Genomic DNA, 20,629 nt, shown 5'->3' on the forward strand with positions numbered 1-20,629 from the left:
GGTCCTGAGATCCCGTTTTAAAGCTGAAAGCCTGTTCACACGGCCACCGCCCAGAACTGTGGCGCCTGGGCCAGGGCAAACGGGCTGAAAACCCACCAGGGGTGCTCAGCTGTAAAGTGCCCTTGCACAAAAGGGGTAAACACCGGGAGGGGCAAGGTTTGGATATCGGTATTGAGGTCGGCATGGGCAAAGTGCTGCATGCCTTGCACTTCATCGACCTGCAAGCCGACAAACACATCTTTGTATTCCAGCACCAGCACCCGGCGCTGCTTGCGCAAAGGTGACAGTTCGATCCCGAAAAAACCGCACAGATCCATGATCGGCAGCAGTTGCCCGCGCAAATTGGCCACACCCTTGACCCAGGGCTTTACACCGGGCAACAGGGTGAAGCGCGGCTCATGGAGGATTTCGGCAATTTCGCCCATCGGCGCCACAAAACAATGCTCGCCGATGCGAAAACCGATACCGCTCCAAGTGTCGAGCTGCGCTTGCGCAGGCACCAGGCCCGCTGCCAGCGAGCGACAACGCTGGTCGATCTCAAGCAGCAGTTCAAAGGCAGTCAGTGCACCAGACATAAGGTGGCCGTCATTTTGGAGGGTTTTCTTCCAGGACTTTTTTCACCTTCAAGATCAGTTGCTCTTCATCCACCGGCTTGGTCAGGTAGCCCTTGGCGCCTTGGCGCTGAGCCCAAACCATGTCGGTTTCCTGATCTTTAGTAGTCACAACAATAACCGGGATGTAGCTGGTTTCCGGATCTTTCGTAAGCTGGCGCGTAGCCTGAAAGCCGTTCAGGCCCGGCATCACGATATCCATCAACACCACATCGGGTTTTTCCTGACGTGCCAGGGCAACGCCATCGGCGCCGTTTTCTGCCTTGAGCACTTCATGGCCGTGCTTTTCGAGCATGCCGGACAATTTGTACATTTCAGTCGGCGAATCATCGACGATCAGAATGCGAGCCATGGTGTTCCCCATTAATCAGGTGGTTGGCCGGCTGGCCGGGCATCATTGGGCACTGGGTACAATATTGAAGGCTGGCACATGAGCCTTGATCGCGCTCAGCAATTCGTCGCGACTGAAGGGCTTGGTCAAAAATTGATCAGAACCCACAATCCGCCCCTTGGCCTTGTCGAACAAGCCGTCCTTGGACGACAGCATGATCACCGGGATCGACTTGAACGCCCGGTTGCTCTTGATCAGTGCGCAGGTCTGATAGCCATCCAGACGCGGCATCATGATGTCGACAAAGATAATGTGCGGATGATGATCAACAATCTTGGCCAGCGCATCAAAACCGTCGATGGCGGTAATAACCTCGCAGCCGACGTTTTTCAGCAGCGTTTCGGCGGTGCGGCGAATGGTTTTCGAATCGTCGATCACCATCACCTTCAAGGCGCTGGAATGCTTTTGCATATGTGCTCTACCATCGCCACGGCGACCCATTTTGTAACAACTGTGCGGCTTAAAACCCCAACTCCTTGATGGACAAGGGTTGTAAGCACTGTGCGAGTCTTTTTAGCACAGTCACGACCTTCAATCTATCGAAGGGTCCAAGCAGTGGTTTTTCCTTGACCGAGGCCACACTCAGCGCCACTCTGGCGCCACTTTTCAAAGCCTTTGCGACCACTATTTATTTAAGGAATTTGCCATGAGCGTTCGAGTCGGGATTGTCATGGACCCCATTGCGGGCATCTCCTATAAAAAGGACAGCTCGCTGGCCATGTTGCTGGCCGCCCAGGATCGCGGTTGGACCCTGTTCTATATGGAACAGCAGGACCTTTACCTGAATGAAGGCAAGGCGCGGGCACGTATGAAGCCGCTCAAGGTGTTCGCCAACCCGGAAAAATGGTTTGAGCTGGACGCCGAGACCGATACTGCCCTGAGCGATCTGGACGTGATCTTGATGCGCAAGGACCCGCCCTTCGACATGGAGTTTGTGTATTCCACCTACCTGCTGGAACAGGCCGAGCGTGATGGCGTACTGATCGTCAACAAGCCGCAGAGCCTGCGCGACTGCAACGAAAAGCTGTTCGCCACGCAATTTACCCAGTGCACGCCGCCGACCGTGGTCAGCCGGCGCAGCGACGTGTTGCGCGAATTCGCCGCCCTGCACGGCGACGTTATCCTCAAGCCGCTGGACGGCATGGGCGGCACGTCGATTTTCCGTCACCGCGTGGGCGACCCGAACCTCTCGGTGATCCTCGAAACCCTGACTGCCAACGGCACCCAGCAGATCATGGCTCAGGGCTATTTGCCGGCAATCAAGGACGGTGACAAGCGCATTCTGATGATCGACGGCGAGCCGGTGGACTACTGCCTGGCGCGTATTCCGGCGCAAGGCGAGACCCGTGGCAACCTCGCAGCAGGCGGTCGTGGCGAAGCCCGCCCGTTGAGCGAAAAGGACCGCTGGATTGCCGCTCAGGTCGGCCCGACGCTGCGTGAAAAAGGCCTGCTGTTTGTCGGCCTGGACGTTATCGGTGAGCATCTGACCGAAATCAACGTTACCAGCCCGACCTGCATCCGCGAGATCGACAATGCATTCGGCACCAATATCGGCGCCCTGTTGATGGACGCCATTGAGCGCAAGCTCGCTGCGCGCTGATCTGCAAGCCCTGTAACAGACCAACATTGCGCTATCATGCGCACCTGTGAAACCCGCGATGTTGGTCTTTTTGTCATGACACTCCCCAGCGACCTGCCCCCCGAACTCAGCCATAAAGGCGTGAGCGCAGCCGATCGCCTCGGATTTACCCTGTTTGTCGCGGCGCTGCTGCATATCGCAGTGATCGTCGGCGTGGGGTTCAGCATGGAAGCGCCCAAACAGATCAGCAAAACCCTGGAGATCACCCTCTCCACGTTCAAAAGCGAAAAAGCCCCGGATAAAGCCGACTTTCTGGCCCAGGAAAACCAGCAGGGCAGCGGCACGCTGGACAAGAAAGCCGTACCCAAGACCACGGAAATTGCCCCTTTCCAGGACAACAGCGTCAAAAAGGTCACTCCGCCGCCTGCCGCCAAGCCAGAGCAGACCCAGACCGCACCCAAGGCTGCCGTGACCAGCGTGGCGCCCGCGCCGAAAAAAGCCCCTAGCCAGCCGCAGAAAGTCAAAACCGAAGCGGCGCCCAAGGCCAGCATTCCAACGTTCGACAGCTCCCAGCTGTCCAGCGAGATCTCCAGCCTCGAAGCCGAACTGGCCAACGAGCAGCAGCTGTATGCCAAACGTCCGAAGATCTACCGCATGAGTGCGGCCTCGACCATGCGCGACAAGGGCGCGTGGTACAAAGAGGACTGGCGCAAGAAAATCGAGCGCATCGGCAACCTCAACTACCCCGAACAGGCCCGCCGCGAAAAGATCTACGGCAAGCTGCGCCTGCTGGTGTCGATCAACCGCGACGGCTCGCTGCATGAAGTGCTGGTGCTTGAGTCCTCGGGCCAGCCGCTGCTGGACCAGGCCGCCCAGCGCATCGTGCGCCTGGCTGCGCCTTTTGCGCCGTTTACTGGCGATCTGGCAGATATCGACCGGCTTGAAATCATCCGCACCTGGCGATTCGCCGAGGGCGACCGGCTTTCGAGTAACTGATTCACAGCGCCCCCCCTGTGGGACCATGTAATCTTAAGCATCAAACTTGTCAGTTCACGTTGCCAGCGCCACACTAAGACTCATGAAAAAGCACGCGCCGACTTACCTCAAGCATCACTTCCTGATCGCCATGCCGCATATGGCCGACCCGAACTTTGCCCATTCCTTGACCTACATCGTCGAGCACACGGCCAATGGCGCCATGGGGCTGATGATCAACCGTCCGCTGGAGCTGAGCCTGGCGGATATTCTTGAGCAGTTGCGCCCGGAAAAACCTTCTTCACCCCTGTGCCAGCACGTACCGATCTTCGGCGGCGGCCCCGTCATGATCGACCGGGGCTTTGTCCTGCATCCAGCCAGCATGAACTTTGACGCCACGGTCGAACTTGAGGACGGGCTGGCCTTGAGCACCACCGCCGATGCGCTGTTCAGTATTGCCGATGGCCGCGGCCCCAATCGCAGCCTGATCTGCCTGGGCTATGCCGGGTGGGAGCCTGGCCAGCTGGAGGCCGAACTGATCGACAACGCCTGGCTGACCTGCCCGTACTCTGCTCATATCCTGTTTGATACCCCAAGCGAGCTGCGCCTCGACGCGGCCGCCAAGCACCTCGGAGTGAACCTCAATTTGTTAAGCACCCAAGCAGGCCATTCCTGATGGCCAGCCTTCGTTTACTGCTGGGCTTTGACTACGGCACCCGCTCCATCGGCGTTGCCGTTGGCCAGATGATTACCGGCCAGGCCCGTGAGCTGTGCAACCTGAAAGCCGAAAACGGCATTCCCAAATGGGAAGAGATCGAAAAGCTGATCAAGGAATGGCAGCCCGACGCGATGGTGGTCGGCATGCCCTTGAACATGGACGGCACCCCGAGCGACTTCTGTGCCCGTGCGCAAAAATTTGCAAATCGCCTCAATGGCCGCTTCAATTTGCCGGTTTTTACCCATGATGAACGCCTGACCACCTTCGAGGCCAAAGGCGAACGCCGGGCCCAGGGCGGCCAGCGCGGCAGCTACCGCGACAACCCCGTTGATGCCATCGCCGCCAAACTGGTGCTGCAAGGCTGGCTCGACGAAAACCCGGCGCAATCTCAAGACTGACCCGGCGCTTGTACCATTGACCCGCCTCATTGTTTGCGCCCGCCGCTGCACGTTCTGCTGCGCGGGCCTTTTAAGGAGCCACCATGATCCTGCCTGTTCCCGCTGAACTGATCTCCCAGATGGCCCTTGATCTCAAGGCCCATCTGGCCCGTCGCGGCATCACCGAGCCGCGTTACATCGGTATCCGCACCGGCGGCATCTGGGTTGCCCAGGCGCTGCTCAAGGCGCTGGGCAGCGACGCACCGCTGGGCACGCTGGACGTGTCGTTCTACCGCGATGACTTCAGCCAGAACGGCCTGCACCCGCAAGTGCGCCCTTCCGAGCTGCCATTCGAAATCGAAGGCCAGCATCTGGTGCTGATCGATGACGTACTGATGAGCGGTCGGACTATTCGCGCAGCGCTGAACGAGTTGTTCGACTATGGTCGTCCGGCCAGCGTAACCCTGGTCAGTCTGCTGGACCTGGATGCGGCTGAACTGCCGATCCGCCCGAATGTGGTGGGCGCGACCTTGTCACTCAAACCGAGCGAGCGGGTAAAATTGTCCGGCCCCGCGCCACTGACACTCGAACTTCAAGACCTAGCCCTCTAAGAGACCATTGCGATGACGCCTACAGACGCCAAGCGCCCGCTGCAGCTCAATGATCAGGGCCAGCTGCGCCACTTTCTGTCGCTTGACGGTTTGCCCCGTGAGCTGCTGACTGAAATCCTCGATACTGCCGACTCGTTCCTCGAAGTCGGTGCCCGGGCGGTGAAGAAAGTCCCGTTGCTGCGCGGCAAGACCGTGTGCAACGTGTTCTTCGAGAACTCCACCCGCACCCGCACCACCTTTGAAATGGCAGCCCAGCGCCTGTCTGCCGACGTGATCACACTCAATGTGTCCACCTCGTCGGCGAGCAAGGGTGAAACCCTGCTCGACACCCTGCGCAACCTTGAAGCCATGGCCGCCGACATGTTCGTGGTACGCCACGGTGACTCCGGTGCCGCGCACTTTATTGCTGAGCACGTGTGCCCGCAGGTGGCGATCATCAACGGCGGCGACGGCCGTCACGCCCACCCGACCCAGGGCATGCTCGACATGCTCACCATCCGTCGGCACAAGGGCGGTTTTGAGAACCTGTCGGTGGCCATCGTCGGCGACATCCTGCACTCGCGGGTAGCGCGCTCGAACATGATCGCCCTCAAGACCCTGGGCTGTAAGGACATCCGCGTCATCGCGCCGAAAACCCTGCTGCCGATCGGTATCGAGCAATACGGCGTGAAGGTCTACACCGACATGGCCGAAGGCCTCAAAGACGTCGACGTGGTGATCATGCTGCGCCTGCAGCGCGAGCGCATGTCCGGTGGCCTGCTGCCGAGCGAAGGTGAGTTCTACCGCCTGTTCGGCCTTACCACTGCGCGTCTGGCCGGTGCCAAGCCTGATTGCATCGTGATGCACCCGGGCCCGATCAACCGCGGCGTCGAGATTGAATCCGCCGTGGCCGACGGCCCGCACTCGGTGATCCTCAACCAGGTGACTTACGGCATTGCCGTACGCATGGCGGTGTTGTCCATGACCATGAGCGGGCAAACCGCCCAGCGCCAATTCGAACAGGAGAACGCCCAGTGAAGCTCAGCATTCTCGGCGCCCGTGTAATTGATCCGACCAGCCAGCTGGATCAAGTGACTGACCTGCATCTGGAAGCTGGCAAGATCATTGCCATCGGTGCAGCACCAGCCGGTTTTACCCCGACACAAACCATCGAGGCCAAAGGCCTGGTGGCCGCTCCCGGCCTGGTTGACCTGAACGTTGCCCTGCGCGAGCCGGGTTACAGCCGTAAAGGCACCATTGCCAGCGAAACCCGCGCCGCTGCAGCCGGTGGCGTCACCAGCCTGTGCTGCCCGCCGCAGACCAAACCGGTATTGGACACGTCGGCCGTCGCCGAGCTGATCCTTGACCGTGCCCGCGAAGCCGGCAACTGCAAGGTGTACCCGATCGGGGCGCTGAGCAAAGGTCTGGACGGCGAGCAACTGGCTGAGCTGATTGCCTTGCGCGATGCCGGCTGTGTGGCGTTTGGCAATGGCCTCAACAGCTTCACCAACACCCGTACCCTGTGCCGGGCGCTGGAATACGCGGCCACCTTCGACCTGACGGTGATTTTCCACTCTCAGGATCGTGATCTGGCTGAAGGCGGCATTGCCCACGACGGCGCGATGGCTGCATTCCGTGGTTTGCCGGGTATTCCGGAAACCGCCGAAACCGTGGCCCTGGCCCGCGACCTGCTGCTGGTTGAGCAAAGCGGCGTGCGCGCACACTTCAGCCAGTTGACCAGTGCCCGTGGTGTGGCCCTGATTGCTCAGGCCCAGGCTCGCGGCCTGAAAGTCACTGCGGATGTGGCGTTGTATCAGCTGATCCTGACTGACGAAGCGCTGGTGGATTTTTCCAGCGTTTACCACGTGCAGCCGCCGCTGCGCACCCGTGCCGACCGCGACGGCCTGCGCGAGGCGGTGAAGTCTGGAGTGGTGCAAGCCATATCCAGCCATCACCAGCCCCACGAACGCGACGCCAAGCTGGCACCGTTCGGCGCAACCGAGCCGGGCATGAGCAGTGTTGAAATATTGCTACCGTTGGCGATGACTCTGGTGGAAGACGGCTTGCTCGACTTGCCGACCTTGCTTTCGCGTCTGAGCGCAGGCCCGGCCCAGGCACTGCGCCTGCCAGCGGGCAAGCTGGCGGTGGGTTCGGCGGCGGATCTGGTGCTGTTTGACCTGGCAGCTTCGACTCTGGTTGGCGAGAAATGGCATTCCAAAGGCGACAACTGCCCGTTCCTCGGCCATTGCCTGCCGAGTGCCGTGCGTTACACGCTGGTGGATGGCCGGATCAGTTACGAAGGCTAATAGCTGCTGACGCCCGGCTTGCACAAAACCTGTGGGAGCCGGGCTTGCCCGCGATGCTGGCGCTGCGGTTCTTCAGATACACCCCGCTGTTTGCATCGCAGGCAAGCCTGCTCCCACAGGTTTTGCGGTGCTCACAAAATTCGGCCCTTGCCGGGATCATTATGTGGGAGCGGGCTTGCCCGCGATGGCATCACTGCGGTTCGCCTGACAGACCGCAGCGCCTGCATCACAGGCAGCCTGCTCCCACAGGTTTTGCGGTGCTCACAAAGTTCGGGCCTTGCCGGGATCATTATGTGGGAGCGAGCCTGCTCGCGATGGCATCACTGCGGTTCGCCTGACACGCAGCGCCTGCATCACAGGCAAGCCTCCCACAGATGGTGAAACCGCAAGCATGAGGCTTACCGCCGCTCGGCGTTCTTGATCGAGACCTGCGTATTCAAGGTCCAGAAGTCATAAAGAACACCGATCAGGAACAAACCACCGGTGAACAGGTAAATGATCCCAGTGATCCATTTGCCCATGTACATGCGATGCACACCGAACAACCCTAGAAACGTCAGCAGAATCCAGGCCACGCTGTAGTCGGTGTCACCTGCGGTGAAACGCAAGTCAGCCTCACGATCCATGCTCGGGATCAGGAACAGGTCGATCAACCAGCCAATACCCAACAAGCCCAAGGTGAAAAACCAGATCGTCCCGGTCACCGGCTTGCCGTAATAGAAGCGGTGCGCTCCCAGAAAACCAAAAATCCACAGCAAGTAACCCAGCACTTTGCTGTGAGTATCGCGCCGCACATCGTCTCGATAGCCGCTCATAAATGCCCTCTTTGCTACTGATAGAAAAATATTGTGAAGTTTTTTGTGACTTTTTTACTGTCGTGCAAAAGGTAAAAGTGTCTTACAGGAATTGGCGCAAAGCCTTGTAGGGCCTGACCTGCACCCTCGCCATGCGACAATTTGCCATCACCTTTGCGAAATTTGACCCTACAGTCCATCTGACAAATGGCCTGAGAAAGGACAAAAAAGCTGTTATAAAGTTTCGCGTTTATAACCATTGAGCCCTGCCGAATGCGTCCTATATTCAAGACATGGCTAACCATTTGCCTATTATTGCCACTGGCCGCCCACGCCACCAATCGTGAGCAACATCTTCCTTCAGGCTTCACGGGCTACACCGCAAAATCATCTGCGGGTGCCACTTATGTTGCCTCTACCAGCAAGACCGTAGCACGCCCTGCGAGCAGTAAAGCCCAGCGCAAGGCCCCGGGCAAAATGGCGACCGCTTCCCTGGCCGCCGCCAACAAGCAGAGCAGCACGGTCCTGAGCCGCGCTGTAAACGTGTTGGGTACCCCTTATCGTTGGGGCGGCAGCAGCCCAAGTAAAGGGTTCGACTGCAGCGGGCTGGTCAAATATGCCTTTAATGACGTTGCCGCCGTTGATTTGCCGCGGACCTCCAGCGAAATGGCCAGCGGTCATGGGCAAAAGGTCGAGCGCAAGGACTTGAAGCCTGGCGACTTGCTGTTTTTCAACATCAAGAGCCGCAAGGTCAACCACGTAGCCATCTACCTGGGCAATGACCGCTTTATCCACGCCCCGCGTCGCGGCAAGTCGGTAACCATCGACACCCTGAAAAAGCCTTACTGGCAGAGCCACTATGTAGTCGCCAAGCGTGTACTGCCTAAAGAGAAAGGCGCACTGCAGGTTGTGCAACGCTAAATACAGATCTTGATTGTGAGGGAGCTGCCAGCTCCCTCAACCCCCGCCCCCCAGCACTTCAATGATCCCTCGCCCGCCAACAGGTCGGCGATATCCATCCCCCCTCCCAATTCCAGTAGAATGCCGCAGACTTTCACAACGGCAGGCTTAAACGAATGTCCACGATAGCAGGTAACATTGCCCAGGTTGAGGCTCGTATCCGTGCCGCAGCACTGGCTGTGCAACGTGATGTAACGAGCATTCATTTACTTGCTGTCAGCAAGACCAAACCAGCCGCTGCGCTGCGTGAGGCCTATGCTGCCGGGGTCCGCGACTTTGGCGAGAACTACCTGCAGGAGGCCCGCGCCAAACAGGTCGAATTAGCTGACCTGCCCTTGTGTTGGCACTTCATCGGCCCCATTCAATCGAACAAGACACGCGATATCGCCGAGCATTTTGCCTGGGTGCATTCCGTGGACCGGCTGAAAATTGCCCAGCGTTTGTCAGAACAACGCCCGGCAGAGCTGCCGCCGCTGAATATCTGCATCCAGGTCAATGTCAGTGGTGAAGCCAGCAAGTCAGGCTGTGCCCCGGCCGACTTGCCTGCGCTGGCGGCTGCTATCAGCGCCCTGCCGCACTTGAAATTGCGCGGTTTGATGGCCATTCCGGAACCGACAGAAGACCGCGCCGAACAGGACGCTGCGTTTGCGAGGGTACGCACACTGCAAGAGAGCCTGAACATGGGCCTCGATACACTTTCAATGGGCATGAGCCACGACCTGGAGTCAGCTATTGCCCAAGGTGCCACCTGGGTGCGTATTGGCACTGCATTATTTGGCGCCCGCGACTATGGTCAGGCCTGAAAGGGCCTCTCTTATTTTTTATAAGGATCGGTTATGAGCAAAACGCGTATTGCCTTTATCGGCGCCGGCAACATGGCTTCCAGCCTGATCGGCGGCCTGCTGGCCAAGGGCCTGGATGCTGCACAGATCCGCGCCAGCGATCCGGGTGCCGAGACTCGGGCCAAAGTGGCTGCCGAACACGGTATCGAGCTGTTTGCCGATAACGCGCAAGCCATTCAAGACGCCGACGTGATCGTGATCGCGGTCAAGCCACAGGCCATGAAGGCCGTGTGCCAGGACCTGCGCCCGCACCTGTTGCCGCATCAACTGCTGGTCTCCATTGCCGCCGGCATTACCTGCGCCAGCCTGCTCAACTGGCTGGGCAACCAGCCGCTGGTACGTTGCATGCCCAATACCCCGGCATTGCTGGGCAAGGGCGTGAGCGGCCTGTACGCCACCGCCGAAGTCAGCGCCGAACAGCGCCAACTGGCCGAGCAACTGCTCAGTGCCGTGGGCATTGCCGTGTGGGTTGATAGCGAAGCGCAGATCGATGCCGTGACCGCAGTGTCCGGCAGCGGCCCGGCGTACTTCTTCCTGCTGATCGAGGCGATGACCGACGCCGGCGTCAAACTCGGCCTGCCCCGCGAAGTGGCCAAGCAGCTTGCCGAACAGACTGCCCTTGGCGCCGCGCATATGGCCGTGAGCAGCGATGTCGACGCCGCCGAACTGCGCCGCCGCGTAACTTCGCCAGCCGGGACCACCGAAGCTGCAATCAAATCATTCCAGGCCAACGGCTTTGCCGCCACGGTCGAAAAAGCATTGAGTGCCGCCGCGCACCGCTCGGCCGAAATGGCCGAACAACTGGGTCAATAAGGAGTACATGATGTCAGGACTCAATGGCGCAGCCATTTTTGTCATTCAAACCCTGGGTAGCCTCTACCTGCTGATCGTTCTGTTGCGGTTTATCCTGCAACTGGTACGAGCCAACTTCTACAACCCGCTGTGCCAGTTCACGGTCAAGGCCACCCAGCCGCTACTCAAGCCTTTGCGCCGGGTGATCCCCAGCCTGTTCGGCCTGGACATGTCGTCGCTGGTACTGGCGATCGTCGTGCAGATGGTGATTTTCGCCGTGGTGATGACGCTCAGCTACATGTCGTTCAACGTGTTTGGCCTGCTGCTTTGGGCAATCATTGGTGTAACCGCGCTGTTTTTGAAGGTGTTCTTCTTTGCCTTGATCATCAGCGTGATCCTGTCGTGGGTAGCTCCGGGCAGCACCAGCCCTGGTGCTGAACTGGTCAACCAGATCACCGAGCCGGCCCTGGCACCGTTCCGCCGCTTTCTGCCGAGCATGGGCGGCCTGGATATCTCGCCGATCCTGGCGTTTATGGTCATCCAGCTGATCCAGAGCTTCGTGATTCCACCTTTGGCTATGTACGTCGGCATGCCGGTCATCCTGTTCGGCCTGATCTGATGAGCTACTACCGTTGGGACGGCGAGGATCTGATTCTCGACTGCCACCTGCAACCCAAGGCCAGCAGCGACGAGTTCGCCGGCCTGCACGGTGACCGTCTGAAAATCCGCCTCACCGCCCCTCCGGTAGAAGGCAAGGCCAACGCCCACCTGATGGCCTTTCTGGCCAAGGCGTTCGGCATTGCCAAAAGCCAGGTGAGCCTGGTCAGCGGCGAACTGAACCGGCAGAAACGCGTGCGTTTGCATGCACCGAAAAAACTGCCGGATTTGCCGGGGCTGGCCAGGCCCACGCGTTCGTAGCAGCTGCCGAAGGAACGAGACTGCGTTCGATTGCGAAGCGATCGTAAAACCAGAGTATCCTTTTTAACTGACACACCGCATTGCCTGAAATTACGACGGCTTCGCCGCCGAACGCAGCCTCGTTCCTACGGCAGCTGCTACGGAATTTCTTGTCCTTGCTGCTGCGCCCCCCGCTCATTAGACTTACGCCTCATTTAAATGAGAGCAGGGTCGATGCCAGCTGCCTTTCCCCCCGATTCCGTTGGTCTGGTTGTGCCGCAAACAGCACACTTCAACGAGCCCCTGGCGTTAGCCTGCGGTCGCTCACTGCCTGCCTATGACCTGATTTACGAAACCTATGGCCAGCTCAATGCCTCGGCCAGCAACGCCGTGCTGATCTGTCACGCGCTGTCAGGGCACCATCATGCGGCGGGCTATCACAGCGCCGATGATCGCAAGCCCGGCTGGTGGGACAGTTGCATCGGCCCCGGCAAGCCTATCGACACCAACAAGTTCTTCGTCGTCAGCCTGAACAATCTGGGCGGCTGCAACGGCTCTACCGGCCCGAGCAGTATCAACCCCGAAACCGGCCGCCCGTTTGGCGCCGAGTTCCCGGTGTTGACCGTGGAAGACTGGGTCCACAGCCAGGCACGCCTGGCTGATCGCCTGGGCATCAACCAGTGGGCCGCCGTGATCGGTGGCAGCCTGGGCGGCATGCAGGCCCTGCAGTGGAGCATCAGCTACCCGGAGCGCCTGCGCCATTGCCTGGCGATTGCCTCGGCACCCAAACTTTCCGCGCAAAATATCGCGTTTAACGAAGTCGCCCGCCAGGCCATCCTCACCGACCCCGAGTTCCACGGCGGTTCGTTCCAGGAAAAAGGCGTGATCCCCAAGCGCGGTTTGATGCTGGCGCGCATGGTCGGGCATATCACCTACCTGTCCGATGACTCGATGGGTGAAAAATTCGGCCGTGGCCTGAAGAATGAAAACCTCAACTACGACTTCCACAGCGTCGAGTTTCAGGTCGAGAGCTACCTGCGCTATCAGGGCGAAGAGTTCTCCGGGCGCTTCGACGCCAACACTTACCTGCTGATGACCAAGGCGCTGGACTACTTCGACCCGGCGGCCAACTTCGACGACGACCTGGCGAAAACCTTTGCCGGGGCCAAGGCGCGCTTTTGCGTGATGTCGTTCACCACCGACTGGCGCTTCTCGCCCGCCCGTTCGCGGGAGCTGGTGGACGCCCTGATGGCGGCGAAAAAAGACGTGTGCTATCTGGAGATCGACGCTCCGCAAGGCCATGACGCCTTCCTGATCCCGATCCCGCGCTACCTGCAAGCCTTCAGCAACTACATGAACCGCATAGAACTGTGAGAACGCCATGAGAGCCGACCTGGAAATCATCCAAGACTGGATCCCCGCCGGCAGTCGCGTACTCGACCTCGGGTGTGGTGATGGCGAACTGCTGAGCTGGCTGCGCGACAACAAGCAAGTCACCGGCTATGGCCTGGAAAACGACCCGGACAATATCGCCGAGTGCGTCGCCAAGGGCATCAACGTCATCGAGCAGGATCTGGACAAGGGGCTGGGCAACTTTGCCAGCAACAGTTTCGATATCGTGGTCATGACCCAGGCGCTGCAGGCCGTGCATTACCCCGACCGCATTCTTGACGAAATGCTGCGGGTGGGTCGTCAATGCATCATCACTTTCCCCAACTTCGGTCACTGGCGCTGCCGCTGGTACCTGGCCAGCAAGGGGCGGATGCCGGTATCCGAGTTTCTGCCCTACACCTGGTACAACACGCCGAACATCCACTTCTGCACCTTCGAGGACTTCGAGGCGCTGTGTCGCGAGCGTGAAGCACAAGTGATCAACCGCCTTGCCGTGGATCAACAACATCGACACGGGTGGGCGAGCAAGATATGGCCTAACCTGTTGGGCGAGATTGGCATTTATCGTGTCAGCAGTCCTGGCCTTCAGGATCATCAAGTCGCGGTCTGAATCCGCACGTTCAAGGAGAATGACAATGGGTCGTATTGGATTACTACTGCTTTCGATGTGTTTTGGCGCGCAGGCTATTGCCGCTGATGGCACATCTGCTCAACGTCAGCAGACGTTTGGCGACACAACGGTGTATTACAACGCGTTCCCGTCGACCTTCCTGACGCCGGAAATCGCCAACGAATTTGAAGTCACCCGCAGCAAAACCAACGCGGTGCTGAACATCACCCTGAACAAGGGCGGCAAGAACATTGCGGCCAACGTTCAGGGCACGGTCAAGACCGGTGATGCCAAGCCGGTGCCGCTGACTTTCCGTCAGGTGGGCAGGAACGGCGAAATCAATTATCTGGCCCAGTTCCCGGTGGCCGGGCCGCAGACCTTCACCTTCAAGGTGGATGTGAAGGCTGGCGGCGCAACGTCTGAAACCATCCAATTTTCTCAAATGGTCGCTCCAATCGAATGATGAACCTCACGCAACTGGTACTGGCTAGCCACAACGCCGGCAAACTCAAAGAACTTCAGGCCATGCTCGGCGAGTCGGTGCAGTTGCGCTCGATTGGAGAGTTCAGCAGCGTCGAGCCGGATGAAACCGGTTTGTCGTTTGTTGAAAACGCGATTCTCAAAGCCCGCAATGCGGCGCGTATCTCGGGTTTGCCGGCACTGGCCGACGACTCGGGGCTGGCCGTGGACTTTCTCGGCGGCGCGCCGGGTATTTACTCGGCACGTTATGCCGATGGCAAAGGCGACGCGGCGAACAATGCCAAACTGCTTGAAGCCCTCAAGAACGTGCCCGAGGCCGAACGCGGCGCACAGTTTGTTTGCGTACTGGCATTGGTACGGCATGCCGACGACCCGCTGCCGATCATCTGCGAAGGCCTGTGGCACGGGCGCATCCTGCCTACCGCCAGCGGCGCCCACGGTTTTGGCTATGACCCGCTGTTCTGGGTGCCGGAGCGCAATTGCTCCAGCGCCGAGCTGAGCCCGACGGAGAAAAACCAGCTGAGCCATCGTGCCCGGGCCATGGTTCTGCTGCGTCAGCGTTTGGGCCTGAAATGACCCACGACACACCTCCACAGCCGCTCTACCTGGGCGCGGCTGGCTTTACCCAGCAGGCGCCACGCGCGCCGCTGAGCCAATTGCCCCCCCTGTCGCTGTATATCCATATTCCGTGGTGCGTGCGCAAATGCCCGTATTGCGACTTCAACTCCCACACTGCAAGCCCGGTGCTGCCCGAAGACGAATACGTCGACGCACTGCTGGCCGATCTGGATCAGGATCTGCACGCAGTTTATGGCCGGGAGCTGAGTTCGATCTTCTTTGGCGGTGGTACGCCGAGCCTGTTCAGCGCGCAAGCATTGGGGCGCCTGCTCAAGGGCGTGGAAGCACGTATCCCGTTTGCCGGTGATATCGAAATCACCCTGGAAGCCAACCCCGGTACCTTCGAGCAGGAAAAGTTCGTGGCCTACCGCAAGCTGGGGATCAATCGCCTGTCGATCGGTATCCAGAGCTTCCAGCAAGAGAAGCTGCAGGCCCTGGGCCGTATCCACAATGGAGACGAGGCCATACGTGCGGCCGGGATGGCGCGCCAGGCGGGCTTTGACAACTTCAACCTGGACCTGATGCACGGCTTGCCCGATCAGTCCCTGGACGACGCCCTGAGCGACCTGCGCCAGGCCATCGCCCTGAAGCCGACGCACCTGTCGTGGTATCAGCTGACGCTGGAGCCCAACACGGTGTTCTGGAACCAGCCACCGGTGCTGCCTGAGGACGACACCCTGTGGGACATTCAGGAAGCCGGTCAGGCGCTGCTCGCCGAGCACGGCTACGCCCAGTATGAGGTTTCGGCTTATGCCCAGCCCGGTCGCCCGGCACGGCACAACCTCAACTACTGGAGCTTTGGCGACTTTATCGGCATCGGCGCCGGCGCACACGGCAAACTGAGCCATCCCGATGGCCGGATCATACGGACCTGGAAAACCCGCCTGCCGAAGGACTACCTTAATCCAGCCAAAAACTTTCAAGCAGGCGAGAAAACCCTTACAGCCGAAGAACTGCCTTTTGAGTTTCTAATGAACGCCTTGCGCCTGACCGATGGGGTCGACTCGGTACTCTACCCGCAGCGCACCGGACTGGCGCTCGACAGCCTGAAAACGGGACGCGAAGCAGCCGAACAAAGTGGCTTGTTGCAGGTCGAACCGTCACGACTGGCGGCTACTACCCGAGGCCAGCTGTTTCTCAACGACTTGTTGCAGCACTTTTTGACTTAAGGAATTCGAATGGACTTGGTACTTGACCTGCTTGCCAACGTATCGCGCTGGAGCCGCAGCCATCTCTCGGAGATTGCTCTGGCGTTGATTGGCTGTGTGCTGGTGCTGTTTGGTGCCGACTTCAAGGGCTGGGTCGAACAACGCCTGGGCAGCATTGCCGGTGCCTTGCGCGTGCCATTGATGGCATTGCTGTGCCTGATCGGCAGCGGTGCAGCTTTGATCTATGCCACCCCGTGGGTTGAGCGCGGACTGAGCCAGTTCAACAACTACAGCCTGGCGCCGGTGCTGCTGGTGGTATTGGTGTTGATCGGGGTGGTTGCTGATCGGCGCTGAAGGCCATGCAACCGGTGTGGGAGCGGGCTTGCTCGCGATAGCATCACCGCGATGTAGCTGATACACCGCGGCGCTTGCATCGCGATGCAAGCCCGCTCCCACAGGTTTTGTGCGTATTCCGGTATAGAAAAACCGCTTACGCCAGTTTTTCGAACTTCAAATCCCACACGCCATGCCCAAGACGTTCGCCGCGGCGTTCGAACTTGGTCACCGGGCGCTCAGGTGGACGCGGTACACACCGGCCGTCTTCGGCCAGGTTGCGGTAGCCCGGCGCGACGTTCATCACTTCCAGCATGTATTCAGCATACGGTTCCCAATCGGTCGCCATATGCAGCACGCCGCCAACCTTTAGCTTGGAACGCACCAGTTCGGCGAAGGACGCTTGCACGATCCGGCGTTTGTGGTGACGGCTCTTGTGCCATGGGTCCGGGAAGAACAGCAACAGACGGTCAAGGCTGTTGTCAGCCACACAACGGGTCAGTACTTCGATCGCATCGCAATCGTAAACCCGCAGGTTGGTCAGGCCCTGGGTCAACACGCCGTTAAGCAGCGCGCCAACACCCGGACGGTGAACCTCCACCCCGATAAAGTCCTGCTCAGGCGAAGCAGCCGCCATTTCCAGCAGGGAGTGGCCCATGCCGAAGCCGATTTCCAGGGTGCGCGGTGCAGAGCGACCGAACACCTGGTCGAAATCGACCGGCGCATCTGCCAGCGGCAGCACGTACAGCGGCGTGCCTTGATCGAGGCCGCGTTGCTGGCCTTCGGTCATGCGCCCGGCGCGCATCACAAAACTCTTGATGCGACGGTGTTGGCGATCGTCGCCTTCTTCCGGGATTGGGGTGTCTAGTGATTCAGTCATCAGTGGCTCTTACTTGATCAGACCATCCAGCGGCGAAGAGGCGCTGGCATAGAGTTTTTTCGGCATGCGCCCGGCCAGATACGCCAGACGGCCCGCCACAATGGCGTGTTTCATGGCTTCAGCCATGATGATCGGATGCTGGGCATTGGCGATGGCCGAGTTCATCAGCACCGCTTCGCAGCCCATTTCCATGGCGATGGTCGCGTCGGAGGCAGTGCCCACACCCGCATCGACCAGCACCGGAATTTTTGCTTCTTCAAGGATGATGCGCAGGTTGTACGGGTTGCAGATCCCCAGACCGGTGCCAATCAGACCCGCCAGTGGCATCACGGCAATACAGCCCATGGCTTCCAGTTCGCGGGCAATGATCGGGTCATCGCTGGTGTACACCATCACGTCAAAACCGTCCTTGACCAGAATCTCGGCGGCCTTGAGGGTCTCGATCACATTGGGGAACAGGGTTTTCTGGTCTGCCAGCACTTCCAGCTTGACCAGTTTGTGGCCGTCGAGCAGCTCACGGGCCAGGCGGCAGGTACGCACGGCTTCAACCGCATCATAGCAACCGGCGGTGTTGGGCAGGATGGTGTAGCGATCCGGCGGCAATACGTCGAGCAGGTTCGGCTCGCCCGGGTTCTGACCGATGTTGGTGCGACGCACGGCAACGGTGACGATTTCCGCACCCGAGGCTTCGATGGCCAGGCGGGTTTCTTCAAGGTCACGGTACTTGCCAGTGCCCACCAGCAGGCGCGACTGGTAAGTACGGCCAGCCAGGGTAAAAGGCTTGTCGCTGCGAACGTTGCTCATCGGGAATCCTCTTTAATTATGTGCACTGCGGGGGTGAACGTAATGGGCAGGGCGAAAACCTAGCCACCACCGATGGCGTGCACCACTTCAACCTGGTCACCAGCTTTGAGTACCGTCTCGGCATGCTGGCTGCGCGGGACAATGTCCAGGTTCAGCTCGACCGCGACCCTGCGGCCGGTCAGTTCCTGACGGGCCAGCAAGTCGGCGACGGTTTCGCCGTCCGGTAGTTCAAAGGATTCACCGTTCAACTGAATGAGCATGCGCGACGCTGCCTTCATTTTAAGGGGCCAGCATTCTAGCCCGATCAGTCAGGCCGACCCAAGCCATTCATCTTGCAGGCTCAGCTCAGGCGCCAGGCGGCCAGTCCCAAACACAACCAGCCGGCTAAAAAGGCCAGACCACCGAAGGGTGTAATGATCCCCAGCTTGCTGATGCCGGTCATGGTCAGCAAGTACAGGCTGCCGGAGAACAACACGATCCCGAGGGCGAAACAGAAACCTGCCCAGGTCACCAGACGTCCGGGAAGGTGGGTGGCCAGCAGGGCCACGCCGAACAGGGCCAGGGTATGTACCAATTGGTAGGTCACGCCTGTATGAAAAATAGCCAGATACTGTTCAGTCAAACGACCTTTCAGGCCGTGGGCGGCGAAAGCACCCAGGGCAACACCGGTAAAGCCGAAGAATGCAGCCAGCATCAAGAAAACGCGCAGCATGGGGTAACTCCAGTCAGGATCATGGAATGGCGCAGGGTCTGTATAATGGCCCGCTCAACGGGTTCGGCCAAGTCATCCATGCTGCGTTTTCTGGTTCATCGCTTTCTCAAGGTCCTGCTCTGGTTCGCAGTGGGCAGCGCATTGCTGGTGCTGATTTTTCGCTGGGTGCCACCGCCCGGTACGGCGCTGATGGTCGAGCGCAAGGTCGAATCGTGGCTCGGTGGCCAACCCATCGACTTGCAGCGCAGTTGGCGGCCGTGGGATGAAATATCCGACGAACTGAAGGTTGCGGTCATGGCCGGTGAAGATCAGAAATTCCCCGAGCATTGGGGTTTTGACTTTGGTGCGATCCGCGCCGCGCTGATCCACAACGAGCAGGGCGGTACGGTGCGCGGTGCCAGTACATTGAGCCAGCAAGTGTCGAAGAACCTGTTCTTGTGGTCCGGCCGCAGTTGGCTGCGCAAAGGCCTGGAGGCGTGGTTTACCGCATTGATTGAAGTGTTGTGGCCCAAGCAGCGGATTCTTGAGGTGTACCTTAATAGCGCGGAGTGGGATGAAGGCGTGTTCGGCGCAGAGGCGGCGGCGCAACATCACTTTGGCGTGAGCGCCAAAAACCTTTCGCGCCAACAGGCCAGTTATCTGGCGGCCGTGTTGCCCAGCCCGCTGAACTGGAGCGCCAGCCACCCCAGCACCTATGTCAGCCGCCGCGCTGGCTGGATTCGCCAGCAGATGAGCCAGTTGGGTGGCGACAGCTATCTCACCACACTGAACTCTTCGCGCAAGGCGCCTTGGGCCGGGTGACCTGAAGGGCTTTTAATACCGCACAAACAAAAACGCCCCGATCAGATCGGGGCGTTTTTTTGTCGGGCCCGGTTTAGGCGGCGATCGACAGTTTGAGCTTGTTCATCGCGCTTTTTTCCAGCTGACGAATCCGCTCGGCAGACACGTTGTACTTCTGCGCCAGGTCGTGCAGCGTGGCTTTCTCTTCAGCCAACCAGCGCTGATACAGAATGTCGCGACTGCGGTCGTCCAGCACTTCCAGCGCTTCGTGCAGGTTGCTGGTGGAATTGTCGGTCCAGTCAGCATCTTCCAGTTGGCGCGCCGGATCATACCGGTGGTCTTCCAGGTAGTTGGCTGGCGACTGGAACGCACTGTCGTCGTCAGCTTCGGCTGCCGGGTCGAACGCCATGTCATGACCGGTCAGGCGACTTTCCATCTCGCGCACTTCACGAGGTTCTACGCCGAGGCTTTCAGCCACACGATGAACTTCATCGTTGTTCAGCCAGGCCAGGCGTTTTTTCTGGCTGCGCAGGTTGAAGAACAGTTTGCGCTGAGCCTTGGTGGTCGCGACTTTCACGATCCGCCAGTTACGCAGAATAAACTCGTGGATCTCTGCCTTGATCCAGTGCACGGCGAACGACACCAGACGCACGCCCATTTCAGGGTTGAAGCGTTTGACCGCCTTCATCAGGCCGACGTTGCCTTCCTGGATCAGGTCTGCCTGAGCCAGGCCATAGCCCGAATAACTACGGGCAATATGTACAACAAAACGCAGGTGGGCGAGCACCATCTGCCGAGCCGCCCCCAAATCCTGCTCATAGTAGAGACTCTCGGCCAGTTCACGCTCCTGCTCCGGTGTCAGCAATGGAATGCTGTTCACCGTGTTTACATAGGCCTCGAGGTTCGCACCAGGGACCAACGCATACGCAGGTTGCAAAGAAGTGGTCATACGAAAAAACCTCCGTCTCACATAACTCGTGCAGTTCAGCACTGCGAAAGTTGACCGGGAATTCAGAAAAAAGTTCCCAAAAAAAGCTGAA

28 protein-coding genes are annotated in these 20,629 nt (G+C 59.3%); 19 read left to right on the forward strand and 9 right to left on the reverse strand.

Annotated features, from left to right (window positions below):
* Positions 1-35 precede the first annotated feature (35 nt).
* The 3 genes from ACZRMH_RS00915 to pilG are packed head-to-tail and all read right to left on the reverse strand — an operon-like array spanning position 36 to position 1,413.
* A complete protein-coding gene (locus tag ACZRMH_RS00915) occupies positions 36-575 on the reverse strand; it encodes a chemotaxis protein CheW (protein WP_464011742.1) in 540 nt (179 codons plus the stop codon).
* A gap of 10 nt (positions 576-585) precedes the next feature.
* Positions 586-963, reverse strand: coding sequence for a twitching motility response regulator PilH (gene pilH, locus ACZRMH_RS00920; RefSeq protein WP_464011743.1), 378 nt, complete (start codon positions 961-963; stop codon positions 586-588).
* Positions 964-1,005: 42 nt separating this feature from the next.
* Positions 1,006-1,413, reverse strand: a complete 408-nt coding sequence (gene pilG, locus ACZRMH_RS00925; RefSeq protein WP_464011744.1) for a twitching motility response regulator PilG — start codon at positions 1,411-1,413, stop codon at positions 1,006-1,008.
* A 235-nt stretch (positions 1,414-1,648) separates the two neighbouring features.
* Here pilG and gshB point away from each other — a divergent pair, with 235 nt between their 5' ends.
* The 7 genes from gshB to ACZRMH_RS00960 all read left to right on the forward strand — a co-directional run bounded on the left by gshB (position 1,649) and on the right by ACZRMH_RS00960 (position 7,547).
* Positions 1,649-2,602 carry a glutathione synthase gene (gene gshB / locus ACZRMH_RS00930; protein WP_464011745.1) on the forward strand — a complete coding sequence of 318 codons (954 nt, stop codon included), beginning with the start codon at positions 1,649-1,651 and terminating at the stop codon, positions 2,600-2,602.
* Positions 2,603-2,677: 75 nt separating this feature from the next.
* Positions 2,678-3,577 (forward strand): energy transducer TonB, encoded by a 900-nt coding sequence (locus tag ACZRMH_RS00935; RefSeq protein ID WP_464011746.1) that lies wholly within the window; start codon positions 2,678-2,680, stop codon positions 3,575-3,577.
* Positions 3,578-3,659: 82 nt separating this feature from the next.
* On the forward strand, positions 3,660-4,232 hold the full coding sequence (locus ACZRMH_RS00940) for a YqgE/AlgH family protein (RefSeq protein WP_464011747.1): 573 nt from the start codon (positions 3,660-3,662) through the stop codon (positions 4,230-4,232).
* Positions 4,232-4,672 carry a Holliday junction resolvase RuvX gene (gene ruvX / locus ACZRMH_RS00945; protein WP_464011748.1) on the forward strand — a complete coding sequence of 147 codons (441 nt, stop codon included), beginning with the start codon at positions 4,232-4,234 and terminating at the stop codon, positions 4,670-4,672. The genes ACZRMH_RS00940 and ruvX overlap by 1 nt, the downstream gene beginning before the upstream one ends.
* Positions 4,673-4,755: 83 nt before the next feature.
* Positions 4,756-5,262: a bifunctional pyr operon transcriptional regulator/uracil phosphoribosyltransferase PyrR gene (pyrR, locus tag ACZRMH_RS00950; RefSeq protein WP_464011749.1), complete on the forward strand. Its 507-nt coding sequence runs from the start codon at positions 4,756-4,758 to the stop codon at positions 5,260-5,262.
* Positions 5,263-5,274: 12 nt separating this feature from the next.
* On the forward strand, positions 5,275-6,279 hold the full coding sequence (locus tag ACZRMH_RS00955; protein ID WP_464011750.1) for an aspartate carbamoyltransferase catalytic subunit: 1,005 nt from the start codon (positions 5,275-5,277) through the stop codon (positions 6,277-6,279).
* Positions 6,276-7,547 carry a dihydroorotase gene (locus ACZRMH_RS00960; RefSeq protein WP_464011751.1) on the forward strand — a complete coding sequence of 424 codons (1,272 nt, stop codon included), beginning with the start codon at positions 6,276-6,278 and terminating at the stop codon, positions 7,545-7,547. Before ACZRMH_RS00955 ends, ACZRMH_RS00960 begins: the two co-directional genes overlap by 4 nt.
* Positions 7,548-7,945: 398 nt before the next feature.
* On the opposite strand, the gene ACZRMH_RS00965 is transcribed toward ACZRMH_RS00960, so the two are convergent.
* Positions 7,946-8,362 carry an NINE protein gene (locus ACZRMH_RS00965; RefSeq protein WP_464011752.1) on the reverse strand — a complete coding sequence of 139 codons (417 nt, stop codon included), beginning with the start codon at positions 8,360-8,362 and terminating at the stop codon, positions 7,946-7,948.
* 252 nt (positions 8,363-8,614) lie between these two features.
* Here ACZRMH_RS00965 and ACZRMH_RS00970 point away from each other — a divergent pair, with 252 nt between their 5' ends.
* The 11 genes from ACZRMH_RS00970 to ACZRMH_RS01020 all read left to right on the forward strand — a co-directional run bounded on the left by ACZRMH_RS00970 (position 8,615) and on the right by ACZRMH_RS01020 (position 16,434).
* Positions 8,615-9,262: a C40 family peptidase gene (locus tag ACZRMH_RS00970; protein WP_464011753.1), complete on the forward strand. Its 648-nt coding sequence runs from the start codon at positions 8,615-8,617 to the stop codon at positions 9,260-9,262.
* Positions 9,263-9,417: 155 nt separating this feature from the next.
* Positions 9,418-10,104: a YggS family pyridoxal phosphate-dependent enzyme gene (locus ACZRMH_RS00975; protein WP_464011754.1), complete on the forward strand. Its 687-nt coding sequence runs from the start codon at positions 9,418-9,420 to the stop codon at positions 10,102-10,104.
* 33 nt (positions 10,105-10,137) lie between these two features.
* Complete coding sequence (gene proC / locus ACZRMH_RS00980; protein ID WP_464011755.1) at positions 10,138-10,956, forward strand: pyrroline-5-carboxylate reductase; 819 nt, start codon at positions 10,138-10,140, stop codon at positions 10,954-10,956.
* Positions 10,957-10,966: 10 nt separating this feature from the next.
* Positions 10,967-11,554, forward strand: a complete 588-nt coding sequence (locus tag ACZRMH_RS00985; RefSeq protein WP_464011756.1) for a YggT family protein — start codon at positions 10,967-10,969, stop codon at positions 11,552-11,554.
* Entirely contained in the window at positions 11,554-11,853 is a 300-nt protein-coding gene (locus ACZRMH_RS00990; RefSeq protein WP_464011757.1) for a DUF167 domain-containing protein, read from the forward strand. The genes ACZRMH_RS00985 and ACZRMH_RS00990 overlap by 1 nt, the downstream gene beginning before the upstream one ends.
* 213 nt (positions 11,854-12,066) lie before the next feature.
* A complete protein-coding gene (gene metX / locus ACZRMH_RS00995; RefSeq protein ID WP_464011758.1) occupies positions 12,067-13,206 on the forward strand; it encodes a homoserine O-succinyltransferase MetX in 1,140 nt (379 codons plus the stop codon).
* 7 nt (positions 13,207-13,213) lie between these two features.
* Positions 13,214-13,834 (forward strand): methionine biosynthesis protein MetW, encoded by a 621-nt coding sequence (gene metW, locus ACZRMH_RS01000; protein WP_016782543.1) that lies wholly within the window; start codon positions 13,214-13,216, stop codon positions 13,832-13,834.
* 25 nt (positions 13,835-13,859) lie between these two features.
* On the forward strand, positions 13,860-14,297 hold the full coding sequence (locus tag ACZRMH_RS01005) for a DUF4426 domain-containing protein (protein ID WP_464011759.1): 438 nt from the start codon (positions 13,860-13,862) through the stop codon (positions 14,295-14,297).
* Positions 14,294-14,890, forward strand: coding sequence for an RdgB/HAM1 family non-canonical purine NTP pyrophosphatase (gene rdgB, locus ACZRMH_RS01010; RefSeq protein ID WP_464011760.1), 597 nt, complete (start codon positions 14,294-14,296; stop codon positions 14,888-14,890). The genes ACZRMH_RS01005 and rdgB overlap by 4 nt, the downstream gene beginning before the upstream one ends.
* The gene (gene hemW / locus ACZRMH_RS01015; RefSeq protein ID WP_464011761.1) at positions 14,887-16,101 is read left to right on the forward strand and encodes a radical SAM family heme chaperone HemW; all 1,215 of its coding nucleotides are present in this window, start codon (positions 14,887-14,889) and stop codon (positions 16,099-16,101) included. The genes rdgB and hemW overlap by 4 nt, the downstream gene beginning before the upstream one ends.
* A 9-nt stretch (positions 16,102-16,110) precedes the next feature.
* Positions 16,111-16,434 carry a DUF3392 domain-containing protein gene (locus ACZRMH_RS01020; RefSeq protein ID WP_016782547.1) on the forward strand — a complete coding sequence of 108 codons (324 nt, stop codon included), beginning with the start codon at positions 16,111-16,113 and terminating at the stop codon, positions 16,432-16,434.
* 136 nt (positions 16,435-16,570) lie between these two features.
* Here the strand turns inward: ACZRMH_RS01020 and trmB are convergent, their stop codons facing one another.
* The 4 genes from trmB to ACZRMH_RS01040 form a co-directional block, all read right to left on the reverse strand.
* Positions 16,571-17,293, reverse strand: a complete 723-nt coding sequence (gene trmB, locus ACZRMH_RS01025) for a tRNA (guanosine(46)-N7)-methyltransferase TrmB (protein WP_464011762.1) — start codon at positions 17,291-17,293, stop codon at positions 16,571-16,573.
* 9 nt (positions 17,294-17,302) lie between these two features.
* On the reverse strand, positions 17,303-18,097 hold the full coding sequence (locus ACZRMH_RS01030; RefSeq protein WP_019828053.1) for a thiazole synthase: 795 nt from the start codon (positions 18,095-18,097) through the stop codon (positions 17,303-17,305).
* A gap of 59 nt (positions 18,098-18,156) precedes the next feature.
* Positions 18,157-18,357 (reverse strand): sulfur carrier protein ThiS, encoded by a 201-nt coding sequence (gene thiS, locus ACZRMH_RS01035; RefSeq protein ID WP_016782550.1) that lies wholly within the window; start codon positions 18,355-18,357, stop codon positions 18,157-18,159.
* Between the two features lie 80 nt (positions 18,358-18,437).
* Positions 18,438-18,809 (reverse strand): DUF423 domain-containing protein, encoded by a 372-nt coding sequence (locus tag ACZRMH_RS01040; RefSeq protein WP_464011763.1) that lies wholly within the window; start codon positions 18,807-18,809, stop codon positions 18,438-18,440.
* A gap of 45 nt (positions 18,810-18,854) precedes the next feature.
* Here ACZRMH_RS01040 and mtgA point away from each other — a divergent pair, with 45 nt between their 5' ends.
* Positions 18,855-19,610 (forward strand): monofunctional biosynthetic peptidoglycan transglycosylase, encoded by a 756-nt coding sequence (mtgA, locus tag ACZRMH_RS01045; protein WP_464011764.1) that lies wholly within the window; start codon positions 18,855-18,857, stop codon positions 19,608-19,610.
* 73 nt (positions 19,611-19,683) lie between these two features.
* On the opposite strand, the gene rpoH is transcribed toward mtgA, so the two are convergent.
* Positions 19,684-20,538 carry an RNA polymerase sigma factor RpoH gene (rpoH, locus tag ACZRMH_RS01050; RefSeq protein ID WP_004419731.1) on the reverse strand — a complete coding sequence of 285 codons (855 nt, stop codon included), beginning with the start codon at positions 20,536-20,538 and terminating at the stop codon, positions 19,684-19,686.
* Between the last annotated feature and the right edge of the window lie 91 nt (positions 20,539-20,629).

This window comes from Pseudomonas sp. B414, from assembly GCF_055408445.1.